This is a genomic window from Streptomyces sp. NPDC059850, from assembly GCF_042731515.1.
In the GTDB taxonomy this organism is placed as follows: Bacteria; Actinomycetota; Actinomycetes; order Streptomycetales; family Streptomycetaceae; genus Streptomyces.
This window is the reverse complement of sequence record NZ_JBHWJI010000032.1, coordinates 1-16,071: the sequence shown is the minus strand read 5'-3', so window position 1 is coordinate 16,071 and position 16,071 is coordinate 1. Positions and strand designations below refer to the sequence as shown.

At 70.1% G+C, this 16,071-nt stretch carries 12 protein-coding genes; 3 read left to right on the top strand and 9 right to left on the bottom strand.

The annotated features are described in order from the left end of the window. Positions 1-80: 80 nt before the first annotated feature. Positions 81-953, bottom strand: a complete 873-nt coding sequence (locus tag ACFV9T_RS25120) for an ABC transporter permease (RefSeq protein ID WP_385444094.1) — start codon at positions 951-953, stop codon at positions 81-83. Then, complete coding sequence (locus ACFV9T_RS25115; protein WP_385444093.1) at positions 950-1,558, bottom strand: ATP-binding cassette domain-containing protein; 609 nt, start codon at positions 1,556-1,558, stop codon at positions 950-952. Before ACFV9T_RS25115 ends, ACFV9T_RS25120 begins: the two co-directional genes overlap by 4 nt. A gap of 151 nt (positions 1,559-1,709) precedes the next feature. Here ACFV9T_RS25115 and ACFV9T_RS25110 point away from each other — a divergent pair, with 151 nt between their 5' ends. Beyond that, complete coding sequence (locus ACFV9T_RS25110) at positions 1,710-4,025, top strand: polyprenyl synthetase family protein (protein WP_385444091.1); 2,316 nt, start codon at positions 1,710-1,712, stop codon at positions 4,023-4,025. Between the two features lie 229 nt (positions 4,026-4,254). Here ACFV9T_RS25110 and ACFV9T_RS25105 read toward each other — a convergent pair whose 3' ends face one another. After that, the gene (locus ACFV9T_RS25105; RefSeq protein WP_385444089.1) at positions 4,255-4,695 is read right to left on the bottom strand and encodes a hypothetical protein; all 441 of its coding nucleotides are present in this window, start codon (positions 4,693-4,695) and stop codon (positions 4,255-4,257) included. Positions 4,696-5,245: 550 nt separating this feature from the next. On the opposite strand from ACFV9T_RS25105, the gene ACFV9T_RS25100 reads away from it, so the two are divergent. Further along, positions 5,246-6,130: a DNA/RNA non-specific endonuclease gene (locus ACFV9T_RS25100; RefSeq protein ID WP_385444087.1), complete on the top strand. Its 885-nt coding sequence runs from the start codon at positions 5,246-5,248 to the stop codon at positions 6,128-6,130. Positions 6,131-6,277: 147 nt separating this feature from the next. After that, the gene (locus tag ACFV9T_RS25095; RefSeq protein WP_385444085.1) at positions 6,278-6,769 is read left to right on the top strand and encodes a hypothetical protein; all 492 of its coding nucleotides are present in this window, start codon (positions 6,278-6,280) and stop codon (positions 6,767-6,769) included. 37 nt (positions 6,770-6,806) lie between these two features. Here ACFV9T_RS25095 and ACFV9T_RS25090 read toward each other — a convergent pair whose 3' ends face one another. The 6 genes from ACFV9T_RS25090 to ACFV9T_RS25065 form a co-directional block, all read right to left on the bottom strand. Beyond that, a complete protein-coding gene (locus ACFV9T_RS25090) occupies positions 6,807-7,574 on the bottom strand; it encodes an SDR family NAD(P)-dependent oxidoreductase (protein WP_385444083.1) in 768 nt (255 codons plus the stop codon). Positions 7,575-7,594: 20 nt separating this feature from the next. After that, positions 7,595-8,623, bottom strand: a complete 1,029-nt coding sequence (locus tag ACFV9T_RS25085) for an NADP-dependent oxidoreductase (RefSeq protein WP_385444081.1) — start codon at positions 8,621-8,623, stop codon at positions 7,595-7,597. Positions 8,624-8,688: 65 nt separating this feature from the next. Further along, complete coding sequence (locus ACFV9T_RS25080) at positions 8,689-10,665, bottom strand: NAD(P)-binding protein (protein WP_385444079.1); 1,977 nt, start codon at positions 10,663-10,665, stop codon at positions 8,689-8,691. A gap of 29 nt (positions 10,666-10,694) precedes the next feature. Further along, a complete protein-coding gene (locus tag ACFV9T_RS25075) occupies positions 10,695-12,335 on the bottom strand; it encodes a GMC family oxidoreductase (protein ID WP_385444078.1) in 1,641 nt (546 codons plus the stop codon). 135 nt (positions 12,336-12,470) lie between these two features. Continuing rightward, a complete protein-coding gene (icmF, locus tag ACFV9T_RS25070; protein ID WP_385444076.1) occupies positions 12,471-15,722 on the bottom strand; it encodes a fused isobutyryl-CoA mutase/GTPase IcmF in 3,252 nt (1,083 codons plus the stop codon). Positions 15,723-15,867: 145 nt separating this feature from the next. After that, positions 15,868-16,071 (bottom strand): electron transfer flavoprotein subunit alpha/FixB family protein (locus ACFV9T_RS25065; protein WP_385444075.1); only part of this gene is annotated, 204 nt, incomplete at its 5' end.

Genomic DNA, 16,071 nt, shown 5'->3' with positions numbered 1-16,071 from the left:
CCGCGGAGATCCTTCTGGAACGGGCCCCGCCGAAGAGCACGCGTAGGCTCTCGCGGTCCCCCGGTCCCCCGGTCCCCCGGTCAACGGTCTCGGCGTCCCCAGGAGCGCTGGCCGGCCATGGGGACGGCAGGGGTGATGTCAGGGGTGGGCGGCGCGATGGGGTGCGGTTGTGGGTTGCTGAGGCTGTTCCGGGTTCGGATGTGGAAGGCGAGAAGGCCGACGAGCGCGGCGGCTGCGAACCATCCGGCCTGGATGGCCAGGTATTTCGGCAGGGGCGTGGTGGAGAACCCCGCACCCGTGGCGGCCTGCATCGCGCCGTAGGACGGCAGATAGCGCACGATGCTGCCATTTGAACTGGAGCTGTAGAGGGGGTTTTGGAGGGCGAGGTCGATAACGCTGGTCATCACGACGGCGAACATGCCCTCCACTTCGCGTCGCAGCAAGGAGCCGAAGGCGACGCCCAGGGCGCCGTAAGTGATCCCGGCGAGGAAGAGCGCCGCGGCGAGCAGGGCTGGTTGCTCGGGTCTCCAGAGCGCGCAGGTGAGTGCTGTCGTGTAGGCGGCCACGGCCGCGGAGGCCAGCGTGAGGGAGGTGAGCTTGGCGAGGACGAGATGGGTGCGGGGGTAGCCGGACAGGGCCAGCCGTCGGTCGAAGCGGCCGCCCGCGAAGGAGGCCGCGAACATCATGAAGCCGATGATCAGGGTGACGGCGTTGAGGGCGCCGGTGATCTCGGTCAGCTGGTTGCCGTGGGGCGTGAGCAGATCTCCGGTGGCGCGCAGCCGGAAGCGGGTGCGGGTGTCGGGGACGGACCAGAAGGCCAGCGCGGTCCACACCGGGATGAACAGGGCCATGAGCACCATGGCGAAGCGGTTGCGCAGGTGCTCGGTCAGCGCGTAGCGGGCCGCGGTCGTGAAGAGCGTGCGATGGCGGCGACCGGGGTGGCGGGGCGTCATGCCGCACGCTCCGGGAGCTGCTGGTGCAGAACGCCGTCTTCGAGGCGCCACAGCACGTCGAGGCGTTCCGCGTCGTAGGCGAGGTGGGAGACCAGGAGCACCGATCGGCCGTCGCCGCGCAGCCACGTCGCCAGGTCCCAGAACCGCTGGTAGGTCTCCCAGTCGAAGCCCTGGTAGGGCTCGTCCAGGAGCAGGGTGTGCGGGTCGTGCATGAGGGCGAGGGTGAGGTTCAGCTTCTGCCGGGTCCCGCCGCTGAGGACTCCGGCCCGCTCGTCCGCGTACGCGCTGAACCGCAGTGTCTCCATGACCTCTTCGGCGCGCCCCAGGTCGGCTATTCCGTAGGCGACTTTGAAGTAGTCCAGGTGCTGGCGAACGGTGAGCGCGTCGTTGAGAACGGCCGCCTGCGGGCAATACCCGAACCCTCCGTCATGGATGACCGCGCCCCGGTCGGGGGCCAGTTCACCCGAAAGGATCTTCAACAGGGTCGACTTGCCCGCACCGTTTTCCCCGACTATCCCGGCCAGGACTCCCGGTCGCAGCCGTAGGTCGATACCGCACAATACCTCACGTCGGCCGTAGGCGTGGTGCACGCCCTTTACCTCCATCGAGGGCCTCCTCCCCTTGGCGTTCCGCTCTAACGAGCCGGGAGCGAAGAGGGCACGGCACCTCCGTTATTACAGCCAGACATTCATCCGATCTGATGATCTGGTGGTCAGTGGTCATTCAGGGGAGACGACGGACATCTAGCTTCTTGGCATGACCACATCCTCCCGCCCTGGGGCGCGGGTCCCTTCTCAAGCAGCGCGCCATCACGCCACGGTCTCGGTGCCGTTCGGCTCACCGCACCCTTCCGCCGGTGCCGAGGCGTGGTACCTCAACGGTCATCTGCGCGATGAGGACGGCGGCACCTACACGTGGATGATCAGCATGCTGCGCCACCACGACGTACGGGACGATGCCGCCACCCCCGGCTATGCCCTGGTGTCCATCTGCTCAGGCCCGAAGGGCGTGTCCCACGGCGCGTGGCTCTCGCCCACCATGCACGACGCGGTGCGCGACGCGCTCACCGGCGACACCGCGCAGGATCACCGGGTCCGCGAAGCGCTGACGCAGGCCCTGGCCGAGGGCCCCCTGCTTCCGGACCGGCTGCTGGCCGACTCCGTGGCCGAGTCGGCCGAGACCCTGGACCTCTCCTTCGGTGACCTGGCGGCGCTGCGCCGGGAGGAAGACGGCGGCTACCGGCTGAGCTTCCGTGACGGGGACCGCTTCGACCTCGTCCTCACCCCCGGCAAGAGCGCGGCCCCGCAGTTCGACGCCACAGGGCGTCACCCGGGGCGGCTTCCCACCGACGCGGACGCGATGACCTCGTACTTCGTACCGCGACTGCACGCCCACGGGACGGTGCGCCGCGAGGACGGAAGCCAGGGGCGGCTGGAGGGGCACGCCTGGTTCGAGCAGGACTGGGGCGCGACCTACTACGACGTGGAGCGGGCTCCGGGAACACCGGACCACACCTGGGAGTGGGCCGGTATCCAGCTGGACAACGGCTGGGAGATCAGCTGCATCCACTCCCGCACCAGCGATCCCGCCACCGGCGCCACCGGGCTGGAATTGACCCGTGCCACAGCGGTCGACCCGGACGGCAACGTCAGCTACCACGACCTGACCTGGCGGCCCCTCACGCACTGGACCTCACTGGCCACCCTCAACACCTACCCCACCACGGTGCAGGTGAGCGTGCCCGGCCTCGGCCTGGACGCCGAGATCACCGCGACGATCGCCGAGGGCGAGGTCCGCACCCTGGTCGTGGGCCGCGCCATGTGGGAGAGCCCCGCAGCCGTCCACGGCACCATGGGAACCACGCCGGTCAGCGGCACCGCCTTCCTGCAGACCCTCCCGACCAACACCATCGGCGACATCGAGCACTACATGCGCCGTACCCACGACATCGCCGGAGCGGAAGCCGCGGCCCTGTACTCCCCCGACCCGGCGGACGACGCCGCGCTCGGGCTCCTCACCGGTACCAGCGGCCTGACCGGCCTCGACACCGGCACTCGTACCCGTCTCCATCAGGCGGTCGCCGCTCCTCTCCTGCACCTGCTGGACAACCCGGGACGCTCCTGGCGCCCCTACGTCGCCGCGGCCGTCCTCTGCCTTCTCGACACCGACCCAGAGCCCTACCGGCCTCTCACCGCGATCACCGAACTCCTCCACCTCTCCGCACTGGTCATCGACGACATCCAGGACAACTCGCCGACACGGCGCGGCCGCCCGAGCGTCCACGAGGTCTTCGGCACCGCTCCCGCCATCACCGCCGGCACCCTCGGCTACTACACCTTCGACGCCCTCATGCAGCGGGTCCCGCAGGCCGCCCCGGAAACCATGCTCCGCATCTACCGGCTCTACCTGCGGGACCTGCGCGCCGCCCACGCCGGCCAGGCCCTCGACATCGCCGGGCACCACGCCGCGTTCGACGAGGCCGTCACCAGCGGTGACGCCCGCCCGCTCCTGGACGAAGTCCGCACCGCGCACCGGCTCAAGACAGGGATGCTCGTCCGCAGCACCGCCGAGGTGTCCGCGATCCTCGGCGGCGCCGACGAGCAGCAACTCGATGCCATCTGCCGGTACTTCGAAGCCGTCGGAACCGCCTACCAGATCACTGACGACGTCGCCGACCTGTACGGGCTGGTGACCGCCCAGGAACATCAGCAGGGCATCACCACACGCTCCCCCGCGGAAGACCTGCGCAACGGCGAGGTCACCTATCCCGTGGCCCACGCTGTCGGGCTCCTTGACGCGACCGGCCGCCAGCACCTGCGCGATGCGCTCCGGCAGCGTTCCGACGCCGGGGCGCGCACAGCATCCGAACTCCTCGTCCGCAGCGGCGCCCTCGAGGCGTGCATGACCGAAGCGCGCGACCTCGTCGACGAAGCGTGGGACAGCCTCGCCCCTCTCCTGCCGCCCACCCCGCACAAGGCCATGGTGCGCGCCCTGGGCTGGTACGCCGCCCAGCGCGAAACCGACCACGTCCTCAGCGGGACCGGTGAGCCCCCGGCTGCGACGCGGACGTGACGCCCTCGACGCTCCCGGGGCGGCAGCCGATCTCTCCAGTGGTTCCCGAGCCGCCGCGGCCTCGGCCGAGAACGCGGCCAACGAGAGTGCGGAGGCGTGAGGCGTGGGGGCGTGGGGTTGGCTGCGAGCGAGGGGCTCGCGTCAGACCTCGACACCATGCGACAACGCGGGGGCAACCGGACCTTGCCGATTGCCCCCGCGTCACTGGCCGCTAGGGTGCGAGCACGGCTTACGGTGTCAACGTGTCACCCGGCGTCGGGGTCGCGCGCTGAACCCAGGTGCCGCAGAACGTGATCACCGACCCCATGCGGTTGCAGGTGATGCCGTGCACGGTCCCGGATGTGGTGATGACGTCGATGAAAATGTCACTGCCGGGGCCGCCGGGACCGACGTCAATGGACACGCCGCAGGCGCCCACGGGTACCGCTCCCCCCTCGTCGGAGAGGTCGTCCCAGTCGATGTCCCCGCCGGGGCCGGACTCGTCTCCGACGTAGGGGATGCCGAAACTGACGGCCGCGTAGAAGGCTCCACCGCCAGCGCCTTCCTGACGAACGGTGTCGATGTCGAAGCACCCGTTGGCCCCCGGCCGCGGAGGCTTCGGCTTACCCGGATAGCCGGCGTCGGAGACAGGCTCGGGGTCCGCCAAGGAGAAGACCCGGTCGGTGGACATGACGGTCGAAGTCGACTGTGCTTCCACTCCGAGGCCTTGCGCCTCTGCGGGCAGCGCACCCAGTACACCTACCAGCGAGACGGCGGCCAGTGAGGTAAGGCCGCCGAGCGCCAGCCGTGTGGGCCGCCATGAACACCGCACCCGCGGTGATGTGGCCCTGCTTTGAGAACGCATTCAGTACTCCCTTGGGACGCGAGCCGGGGAATTCCCGGAAGAGGTTTTCTTGCCTTGATCTTCTTTCCACCTACGTCCCGGCATTTATGTGATGAATCATTCGAACAGCCTAATTCTCTGTAAGGCGATGCACCCAAACGGATTTCGTCCCTCCACCCACTGCCGCGCCACGGACGAACGCTCCCCTCCCGCTGTGGTGACCTGCCATCATGGCTGGGAAGGGATCGCGCCCCGCCCGGATTTCATGCCGGACGGGGCACTCCCCTGCCCAAGCGGCCAGCAGCACGTTCTCGCGGTCGAACTTTCCTTCGACCATCCAGGTGAGTGCGCACGCCGTGCCAGCGTGTGGGCCAAGGCGGCGCGGTACGGCTCCAGCATGGCCACTCACCCCGAACCCCAGCCGAACACGGAAATCGCCGGCCGCCATTCCCTGACGGACCGCAAGGGCTACGACGAGCGCTTCCTGGGCCCGGCCCTGCCGCTGCCCCTGCCAACCGACTCCGGCGCAGAAACGATTACCCTCCCCTACACCCACTTCACCGTCGTCTTCCGCCCGGACCGACGGCTGGCCGCGGCCACCGCCGTCACGATCGACGGCGCGCAGCTCATCGATGTGCCACGCGAGGACGAGTGGCGCTTCGACCCCCGCCTCCCCGAGGCCCAGCAGGCCGGCCACCCCATCTACCAGGACAACCCGCTGGACAAGGGACACCTGGTCCGCCGCATGGACCCCGTATGGGGTCCCGACGCGCCCACGGCGAACGACGACACCTTCCACTACACCAACGCCGCGCCCCAGATGAACGTCTTCAACCAGGGCAAACAGCTCTGGCAGGGGCTGGAGAACTTCTTGCTGGACCACGCCGAAGACTTCGACCGCAAACTGACGGTCTTCACCGGGCCGGTGCTCGAGGACTCCGACCCGCCCTATCGGGGCATCCGGGTACCGCTGCGCTTCTGGAAGGTCGCCGCGTTCATGCAGGACGGGGATCTCGCGGCCACCGCCTACGTACTCGACCAGAGCCCCGACCTCACCAAAGACGCCGCCGCCCAAGCCATGGCAGAGGCCGCGCGAGCAGGGGATCCTCCCCCGCTCGGTGCCTTCCGCACCTTCCAGGTGCCTGTGGCCGACATCGCCGACCTCACCGGCCTGGACCTGGGCCCACTGCCGGCCGCCGACCGGCTCCCGACCGGAGTGCGGGCAGAACGGCGCTGGACCCTCCTGGAGTCCTACGACGACATCACCATGCCCAACTCGTAGAAGACGCATGAGGGCGCGACCGAGCCGTGGACAACACCGTTGGCGGGCACACAGGTTTTGACGCGGCCCCGGGCGCGCCCCGGCGTTGCCCCGACAGGCGTAACGCGGCGTGATCGAATCCGCGCGTCGCGTTCGTACAGTGGCCCCATGTGGCGCCTCCCGCAAGCCGGTACCCTCGCCGTCCTCAAGCTCCCGGCCACCCTGCTGCTGGTCACCCTCGCGCTGATGGGCTTCGGCACGCTCCTGTCGGCGGGTGGTCTGACCGTGCTGACGGTGCATCCCACGCGGACCGTCACGCCGACCCCCACCGACACGGACACCACCTCCGGCCCGCCGACCTCGCCACCCACCACGCCACCCACCACGCCGCCGACCTCGCCCGTCACGTCTCCGCCCACCTCCCCGCCATCCGCGCCCGCCACGTCCGGCCCCGCATCGGGCCCACTGGCCCAGGGCACACAGGAGGTGATGGCCAATTCGGCGGCGCTGCTCACCTCCTGGATCGGGCTGATCAGCCAGGTGCTCGGGCTGCTGACGGCGATGATCGGCTTGGCCGCCGCGGGCCGTCGTCCGGCCGCCGAGCCCGCCGACGACGGTAGGTCCGATCCGCCGGGGGACCGACGACCTCGTCACCAGTGACTGCCGTAATGGTCCCCTCATGCCGTCGGCGTCGTCCTTACCGCGCGGTGTATCCGCCGTCCGCGTAGACCTCCGAGCCGGTCATGAAGGTGGAATCGTCGCTGATCAGGAATGCGACGACGGCTGCGATCTCCTCCCCACGGCCCAGCCTTCCGATCGGGGTGCCGTCCAGCATGGCCTCGTGGCGGGCTGTTCCCTCGTACCTTTCGAGCAGCTGCCGGGTCCCGATGAAGCCGGGGTGCAGGGAGTTGACGCGGACTCCGGATTCCGCCCAGTGCAGCGCCGCGTTCTTGGTGAGCGTGCGGACGGCGCCCTTTGCCGCGTGGTAGGCCGCGCTGTTCCCCATGCCGCCCACCGTGCCGAGGATCGAGGAGAGGTTGACGATCGATCCGCCGCCCGAGGAGGCGATGAGCGGGCCGAGGTGTTTCATGCCGAGCCAGACCCCGGTGGAACCGATCGACATAACCGCCTCCCAGCGGTCGACCGTCTCGTCCTCGACCGTGGCGATGCTGCCGATGGCGGCGTTGTTGATCAGCCCGTCCAGTCGGCCGTACTCACTCCGGATGAAGCTCGCCACGTCGACCCACTGGGACTCCTCGGCCACATCGAGCCGCGCCGTCACATGCCGTCCCGGCGTGCCGTCCAGCTCGGCGGCGAGGGTGGTGCACGCCTGCTCGTCGAGGTCGGTGAGCACCAGGTGGGCGCCCTCCTCCGCGAGTCTGGCGGCCGTGGCCGTGCCCAGTCCCCCGGTGGCGCCGGTCAGGCACACGACCTTGCCTCTGATGCGTTCGTCTATCGCTGGCACCGCAACCCTCGTTCATCGGGTCAGCCGAGGCTGACGAGCGTCTTTCCGGTCGTCCGTCCGGCGATCATCTCCGTCAGCGCGTGCGGAGCCGACTCCAGGCCTGTGAACACGGTCTCGCGGTAACGCAGGTCGCCGCTGCGAAGCCACTCGGCCATCCGGTGTCGCATCTGCCCCATGAGATGCAGGTGGCTGCTCCCCCGGAACCCGCGGAGGGTCAGGTCCTTGGACACCGCGAGGAACAGGTTGCGTGGCCCGGCCGGGCCGGACTCGTACTCCGAGATCGAGCCGCACATCGCTACGCGGCCGCCCCTTCTGAGGTGTGACAGGGCGGCTTCGAGATGGGTCCCCCCGACGGAGTCGAAGTAGACGTCGATCCCGTCGGGCGCGAGGTCGGCCAGCGTTGCTTCGAGGTTTCCTGCCCGGTAGTTGAAGGCGTCGGCGCCGACGTGGTCGCGCAGCCAGTCCACCTTGTCGTCGGTGCCCGCGCTGGCCACTACCCGGTTGCCCGTGAGGCGCGCGATCTGCACGGCCAAGCTGCCCACCGCTCCCGCGGCCGCCGAGACCCAGACCGTTTCCCCGCCTCGGAGCGCGTCCACGACGTGCAGACCGGCGTAGGCCGTCAATCCCATACCGCCGAGCGGGCCGAGATACCACCGGGGCTCGCATGCGTCGACGTCCAGGCGCGTCAGGGTGCCGAGTCCGCTGAGCTGCTCCGCACCCGCGTCCACGACGGCGTACTCGCGCCAGCCCTGGGCGTGCCACACGACGTCACCCGGGGCGAAGCCCTCGGCCCGGGACTCCGCCACCTCCCCCACGGTCATGATGCCGTCCATGGGGCGGCCGGGGGCGAAGGCGGCGAAGTAGCCGGAGGGCGCGTCGGGACGCAGCCGGAGCCGAAGGCCGGGGTCGACGGATGTCCATGTGTTGCGTACGAGCACCTGCCCCGGCCCGGGCCGGGGCACGGGAACCTCGGCCACCTCGAAGTCATCCGGGCTGACGCTCCCGGCCGGGTATGTCCTGACCCGGATCTCGCGTCCGGTCCGCGTCATGCCAGTTTCACGACCTTTTCGCTGTCATCGTCCACGCACATCGCTTGGACCACATTGAACCAATATCAGTTTGGTTTGGCCAGGGGCAAGGGTGCAGCGGGTCTTCGCGGCATACGGTGTCCTCCGGCGGTGGCGATTCTGGCGGCGGCCTCCCGCCCCTCGGCGATCGCGTGCGCCACACGGCGCGGAACCACGGCGTCGCCAACCGTCAGTACCAAGGGGGCGGCGCAGTCCAGGGGGCCGTGGGGGCGGCGTTCCCCCACCACGACGACACGGTCCGCGGGCACGGTGGTGGCCCGGCCGGAGGTGCGGTGGGCGAGCGTGACGCCCTCGGGGCCGATGCCGGTCGCCGTGCACAGCGGCAGGATGTCGAGTTCGCAGGTGCCCGACAGGCGTTCCAGCAGTTGGACGCGGCTCTCGGGCGGGATCGCCCCGGCGAAGGCCGTTCCCGGGGTGACGAGGGTGATGCGGGGCACTCCTGCGGCCACGGCCAGTTCTACGACGTCGCACCCCGGCCACCAGCCGAACCCGTCGTCGGCCACGAGCACATGGGCGGCGCCTGCCAGCGACGGAATGCCCCGCGCCAGCACGGCCGACGAGGCCATGGCCCCGGTTTCCAGCAGCGGTGAGGTCTCCGCCGCGCCCGTGGCCAGAACGACGGCGCCGAATTCTTCGAGTTCAGGCCCTGCGGTCTGCCCGAGACGTACGTCGACACGCGCGGCGGACAGCCCCTGTTCGTAGAAGCCGAGCAGCGCGGCCCAGCCGGTGCGGTGGGGCGCCGAAGCCGCCGTGGCGAGCTGTCCGCCCAGCCGGTCGGCGGCCTCGTAGAGGACGACATCCGCCACCCCGGCGTGGGTGAGACTCAGCGCGCACTCCAGGCCCGCGGGTCCCGCCCCCACGACGGCGACGCGCTGCGCGGTGGCGTGCGCCGGGCGCCACGCACGCACCAGCGGTGCGGCGGGGCGACGCGGTTCGCCGGGCGGTGCGAGGTCAGGGTTGACCACGCACAGCAGCACCGGGTCGAACGTCCGGCAGTCCTCGTTGCAGGCCACGCAGGGCCGGACCTCCGTCGCGCGTCCTGTGAGCACCTTGTGCGGCAGGTCCGGGTCGGCGATGAGTGCGCGCGCCATCCCCACGAGGTCGGCTCCGGCCGCCAGGGCGTCGCCGATCGAGGCCGCGGTGCGGAAGGCGTGGGACGCCACGAGCGGCCGGGTGACCAGTGGCCGCAACTGGGCCAGATCGTCCAGCACCGGGGGGCGTTCGGTGGCCATGTCACGGACGTACGTGGTCCGCACCCCGACGGTGACGTTGACGTAGTCGACCAGCGGATCCACGGACGGCAGCAGCGCGGCCAGCTCGTCCGGCGTCAGCGCCACGTCCTCCGAGGCGTCGACGCTGAAACGGATGCCGAGCAGCGCGTCGGCCGACAGCCCGCGAATCGCGGCGATCACCCGCTCCAGTACCGCGAGCCCGTCACCGCGCGGGTTCGTGCGCGGGGAGAGGAACTGCTCCAGCAGATAGGCGTGCGCGGCGTGCAATTCGATGCCGTCGAACCCCGCCTCCAGAGCGTGGGCGGACGCTACCCGGAACGCCTCCACCACCTCGTCGATCTCGCTGCCGAGCAGAGCGCGCGGCGCCGTCGGCTCACGGGGAGAGCGCACGGCCGCGGGAGCGACCGGTGCGTAGTACGACTGCGCACCGAGCGTCTCGCGGCCCAGATGGACAAGCTGGCAGACGGCGACCGCGCCTTCGGCGTGGATGGCCTTCACCCGCTCCCGCAGCGGTCCCACCGCCTCCGGACGATGGAGCTGAAGGATGTTTCCCTGCCGCGGCACGGACTCCGGCGCCACCGTCGTACCGCCGCAGACCAGCAGCGCCGCGCCACCGGCCGCCAGACGGCCCCAGTACTCGGCGTCGCCGCGTATCGGCAGCCCATCACGTACGTAGCCGCTGGCGTGGGCCGTGGCGACCATTCGGTTCCGCAGCGTCGACGCACCGACGACCAGCGGCGCGGCCGCCGCCGGAAGAGGTGATGCGGTCATGCGACCTCCGGCATCGGTCATGATCGTGACTACGGTTGAGGGACAGCGCCCGCGATGGGTGCGGCGCGGCGTCCTCGGATGAGGTCGGACAGCCGTTCCGCGGCGGCGATGGTCGGCAGGTTGGTGTTGGCCCGTGGCACTTCCGGGAACACGGAGGCGTCGGCGACCCAGAGCCCGTCGAGGCCGAGGACGCGGCCGGTCGGGTCGACCACCGCGCGGGGGTCGTCGGGTGCGCCCATGCGGCAGGTTCCGCAGATGTGGCCGGTGTCGCCGATGGTCTCCATCAGCCAGCGGTCGATCGCCGCGTCGTCGGACAGCGCGTCGAGGCTTCGGCCGGTGATGTCGATGGCGATGTGCTCGAAGGCGGTGTCGAACGGTCCGCTGCGCAGCAACTCCACGCACCTCTTGACGCCGTCACGCATCCGGACGAGGTCCGAGGGGTCGCTCAGCAGGTCCTGGTCGATCACCGGATGCACGTCGGGGTCGGCGGAGGCCAGGCGCAGCACGCCGCGCGAGAACTGCTGGTTCGCCCACAGGCAGAGCAGGCCGGGACCGCCCGCCACGTGGCCGCCCCCTACGCCGCCCCAGGTTCCGCCGGTGCCTTCCGCGACGAGGTGGGAGTCGCCGGGGTTCGGCAGGGCGAGCGTCTGGTTGATCGAGGTGATTATCATGTCGTTCTCGCCCGCTCCCGCCAGTCCGGAGGAGTAGCGCAGACAGCAGTTGGCGTGCCGGGCGTCGATGTCGGGCTGCTGTCCGGGCCAGGCGTACAGCCAGAACAGCGCCAGCGGATGTTCCTGCATCCCCTCGCCGACCGGGAGCGCCGCCACGGGGCCGTTCGGCCCGATGCCGGACCGCAGCAGAATCGCCGGGGAGTGCACCGCTCCGGCGCACAGGACGACGTGCTGGGCACGGACTTCCGTCCAGTCGTTCCCCCGGCGTACTCGCACCCCCACCGCCCGGCCGCCCTCGATGAGCACCGTGTCCACCGTCGCGCCGCCGAACACCCGCAGATTGGGGCGCTGTCGGGCCGGTTCGAGGTAGCCGTCGTTGGTCGTGACGCGCGCACCGTCGCGGGAGCTGATGGCGTACGGCGAGACACCGGTCCCCGTGGGCCCGTTGTGGTCGTCGCACCACGGGTGGCCAAGCCCGAGCGCGGCCTCGGCGAGTGCGTGGTCGGCGGGGCCCCAGTCCTCGCGGCCGAGCCGCTGTACGGGTATGGGCCCGTGGTCGCCGTGGTGAGGGCGGTCACCGAAGTCCGCGTCGCTCTCCATGCGCCGCAGGTACGGCACCATGTCCGCGTACGACCAGCCGGGACAGCCGTACGCCGCCCACCGGTCGTAGTCGTCCGGCATGGCGCGGAAAGCGATCATGCCGTTGACCGACGACGAGCCGCCGAGGCCGCGTCCGCGCACATGCGTCCGCGGCGCCTGGGCGCGGCTGCGCCGTGACGTAAGGCCCGGCCACTGGAACTCCGCGCAGGCCGTCTCGTCCAGCGCCCGCCAGCCGTTCATGCTGCGCAGCTGCGGTGGGGCGTCGGCGGACCGCCAGTCGCGCCCGGCCTCCAGCAGCACGACCTCGCTGGCCGGATCCTCGCTCAGCCGCGCCGCCAGCACGCTCCCGGCGCTACCACCGCCGACGACCACCCAGTCGGCCTCCACTGCTGGCGTCATGGTGCCCCCACCCTTCATCCGCGCGCTGGACGACAGAGATTGAATTGACTTCAATTCTGCGGGGAGCGTACTGCCCTGAACGGAACAGCGGCAAGGCTCGTGACGGGCGTGGGGCACCGAGACAGCCGCTCGTGGTCAGACGTTGCGCCGGTACTCCCCGCCGACCTCGAAGAAGGCCTCGGTGATCTGCTGCAGGGAGCAGACCCGGGCGGCGTCCATCAGCGCCGCGAAGACGTTGCGGCCGCTGATGGCGGCTTCCTTGAGGGTGCTCAGGGCGGCGGGTGCCTGCTCCTGGTGGCGGTCCTGGAACTCGTGGACGCGCTTCAGCTGGGACTGCTTCTCGTCCTCCGTGGCGCGGGCCAGCTCCACGGCCACCTGGCCCTGTTCGGTGTCGGCGTCGGGGTGGCGGAAGGTGTTGACGCCGATGATGGGCAGGGTGCCGTCGTGCTTGCGCTGCTCGTAGAGCATGGACTCGTCCTGGATACGGCCGCGCTGGTAGCCGGTCTCCATGGCGCCGAGCACACCTCCGCGCTCGCTGATCCGCTCGAACTCGACCAGCACCGCCTCCTCCACGAGGTCGGTGAGCTGGTCGATGACGAACGAGCCCTGCAGCGGGTTCTCGTTCATCGCCAGGCCCCACTCCCGGTTGATGATCAGCTGGATGGCCAGGGCGCGGCGCACCGAGTCCTCGGTGGGCGTGGTGACGGCCTCGTCGTAGGCGTTGGTGTGCAGGCTGTTGCAGTTGTCGTAGATGGCGATCAGCGCTTGCAGGGTGGTGCGGATGTCGTTGAAGTCCATCTCCTGGGCGTGCAGGGAGCGTCCGGAAGTCTGCACGTGGTACTTGAGCTTCTGGCTGCGCTCGTTCGCCCCGTAACGTTCCCGCATGGTCACCGCCCAGATGCGGCGGGCCACCCGGCCGAGCACGGAATACTCCGGGTCCATGCCGTTGGAGAAGAAGAACGACAGGTTGGGGGCGAAGTCGTCGATGCGCATGCCACGGGCGAGGTAGGCCTCGACGTAGGTGAAGCCGTTGGCGAGGGTGAAGGCGAGCTGGCTGATCGGATTGGCCCCGGCTTCGGCGATGTGGTAGCCGGAGATGGACACGGAGTAGAAGTTGCGCACCTCCTTCTCGATGAACCACTCCTGGATGTCGGCCATCATCCGCAGGCTGAACTCGGTGGAGAACAGGCAGGTGTTCTGGCCCTGGTCCTCCTTGAGGATGTCGGCCTGCACCGTGCCGCGAACGCTGCGCAGCACATGGCCCCGGATCCGCTCCGCTTCCTCGGGGGTCGGCTCGCACCCGTGCTCGGCGGTATGGGCGTCGAGCTGCTGGTCGATCGCGGTGTTGAGGAAGAACGCGAGGATCGTCGGTGCGGGCCCGTTGATCGTCATGGATACCGATGTGGTGGGCGAGGTCAGGTCGAAGCCGTCGTACAGCGCCTTCATGTCCTCCAGGGTCGCCACCGACACACCCGAGGTGCCCACCTTGCCGTAGATGTCGGGGCGCAGGCCCGGATCGCGGCCGTAGAGGGTGACCGAGTCGAAGGCGGTGGACAGCCGGGTGGCCTCGCTGTCCTCGGAGAGGTAGTGGAAGCGGCGGTTGGTACGGAACGGATCGCCCTCCCCGGCGAACATCCGGGCCGGGTCCTCGCCCTCCCGTTTGAACGGGAACACTCCGGCGGTGAACGGGAAGAATCCCGGCAGGTTCTCGGAGCGGAGGAAGCGCAGCAGTTCTCCGTGGTCGGTGTAGCGCGGCAGCGCCACCCGGGGGATCCGGCTGCCGGACAGCGACTCGCGCACCAGGGTGGTGCGCAGCTCGCGGTCGCGGATGGTCACGACCAGCTCGTCGCCGGAGTAGTCGCTCACGGTCTGCGCCCAGTCGGCCAGCGGCCTGCGCGCTTCGGGTGCGAAGACCTCCTCGGCGTCCTTCAGCAGCTTTTCGACGTCATCGGTGTGCGCTCCGGCCGCCGCGAGTTCGTCGCGGACGGCGGCCAGGCGCTGGATCCGGCGGGCCTGCCCGGCCAGGTCGTCGGTTCGCTCGTGATAACCGCGCACCGTGTCGGCGATCTCCGCCAGGTAACGCACCCGGGACGGGGGCACGATCTGGGTGGCGCCGCTGGAGTGCCGCAGCGTCACCGCCGGAAGCGCTCCGGGCCCCACCGGCAGGCCGCGTTCGGCGAACAGGTCCCGCAGATGCTGGTAGAGCGCGGTGACCCCGTCGTCGTTGAAGGTCGACGCGCTGGTTCCGAACACCGGCATGTCTTCCGGCCGCTGCCCGAACGCCTCCCGGTTGCGCACCAGCTGACGTCCCACGTCGCGCAGCGCGTCCTTGGCTCCGCGCCGCTCGAACTTGTTGATGGCCACCACGTCGGCGAAGTCGAGCATGTCGATCTTCTCCAGTTGGGAAGCCGCGCCGAACTCCGGCGTCATCACGTACAGCGACAGGTCCACGTACGGGACGATCGCGGCGTCCCCCTGCCCGATGCCCGGCGTCTCCACGATCACCAGGTCGAAACCGGCCGCCTGACAGGCCGCGATGGCATCCGCCAGCCCCTCGGGGACCTCGCGTCCGCCGCGGGTGGCGAGCGAGCGGAAGAACACCGTGTCGCCGTCGAGGCAGTTCATCCGGATCCGGTCGCCCAGCAGGGCCCCGCCACCGCGCCGCCGGGTCGGATCCACCGCCAGCACCGCCACCTTGAGCCTGCCGCCCTGGTCGATGCGCAACCGGCGGACCAGCTCATCGGTCAGCGAGGACTTTCCCGAGCCGCCGGTGCCGGTGATGCCGAGGACGGGTGTCCGACGGGACACCGCGGCTTCGCGCACGACGCGCAGCTCCGCGTCGGCCACCGCACCGGCCTCCAGGCCGGTGAGCAGCCGGGCCAGTGCCTGCCTCTCCCCCGCCAGGACCCTGTCCGGGGTGGCCGGGTCCAGCTCCCACAGGGCGGTGTCACACGTCTCCACCATCGAGTTGATCATCCTGGCCAGGCCGAGGCGCTGGCCGTCCTCCGGGGAGAAGATCCGCACCCCGGCGCGGGCCAGCCGTGCGATCTCGTCCGCGACGATGACCCCGCCGCCCCCGCCGAAGACCTTCACATGCCCGGCGCCACGCTCGCGGAGCAGCTCCACCAGGTACTCGAAGTACTCGACGTGTCCGCCCTGGTAGGAGCTGACGGCCACGCCCTGGACGTCCTCCTCCAGCGCCGCGGTCACCACCTCGTCGACCGAGCGGTTGTGTCCGAGGTGCACCACCTCGGCCCCCTGGGACTGCAGGATGCGGCGCATGATGTTGATCGCCGCGTCGTGCCCATCGAACAGGCTGGAGGCCGTGACGAACCGGACCGGGTGCTTCGCTCGGTAGAGGGGCTCGGTAGGGACGGCAGCAGACACGGTGTCCTCCAAGTGGCCGCCGACAGGCGGTACGACAGCGAGATCGAGGTCATTACTCAACGTGAGGTACTAGGAAGACCTAGTAAATCTGCCGACGGTGATCCGCACAAGCCGAATCCGGTGTGCGTCTGCTCTCGCCGCCAGATCAGCTCTCGCGGGTCTTGACCTCTTCGGTGAGCTGTGGGACGACCTCGAAGAGGTCGCCGACCACGCCGTAGTCGACCAGGTCGAAGATCGGGGCCTCGGCGTCCTTGTTGACGGCCACGATGGTCTTCGAGGTCTGCATACCGGCCCGGTGCTGGATCGCGCCCGAGATACCGGCCGCGATGTAGAGCTGCGGGGAGACGGT

Coding starts and splice junctions, on each gene's coding strand:
- ACFV9T_RS25095 (WP_385444085.1), top strand. CDS start 6,278: ATGTGGCGCCTCCCGCAAGCCGGTACCCTCGCCGTCCTCAAGCTCCCG.
- ACFV9T_RS25105 (WP_385444089.1), bottom strand. CDS start 4,695: ATGTCCACCGACCGGGTCTTCTCCTTGGCGGACCCCGAGCCTGTCTCC.
- ACFV9T_RS25100 (WP_385444087.1), top strand. CDS start 5,246: ATGGCCACTCACCCCGAACCCCAGCCGAACACGGAAATCGCCGGCCGC.
- ACFV9T_RS25085 (WP_385444081.1), bottom strand. CDS start 8,623: ATGACGCGGACCGGACGCGAGATCCGGGTCAGGACATACCCGGCCGGG.
- ACFV9T_RS25080 (WP_385444079.1), bottom strand. CDS start 10,665: ATGACCGCATCACCTCTTCCGGCGGCGGCCGCGCCGCTGGTCGTCGGT.
- ACFV9T_RS25120 (WP_385444094.1), bottom strand. CDS start 953: ATGACGCCCCGCCACCCCGGTCGCCGCCATCGCACGCTCTTCACGACC.
- ACFV9T_RS25115 (WP_385444093.1), bottom strand. CDS start 1,558: ATGGAGGTAAAGGGCGTGCACCACGCCTACGGCCGACGTGAGGTATTG.
- ACFV9T_RS25075 (WP_385444078.1), bottom strand. CDS start 12,335: ATGACGCCAGCAGTGGAGGCCGACTGGGTGGTCGTCGGCGGTGGTAGC.
- ACFV9T_RS25110 (WP_385444091.1), top strand. CDS start 1,710: ATGACCACATCCTCCCGCCCTGGGGCGCGGGTCCCTTCTCAAGCAGCG.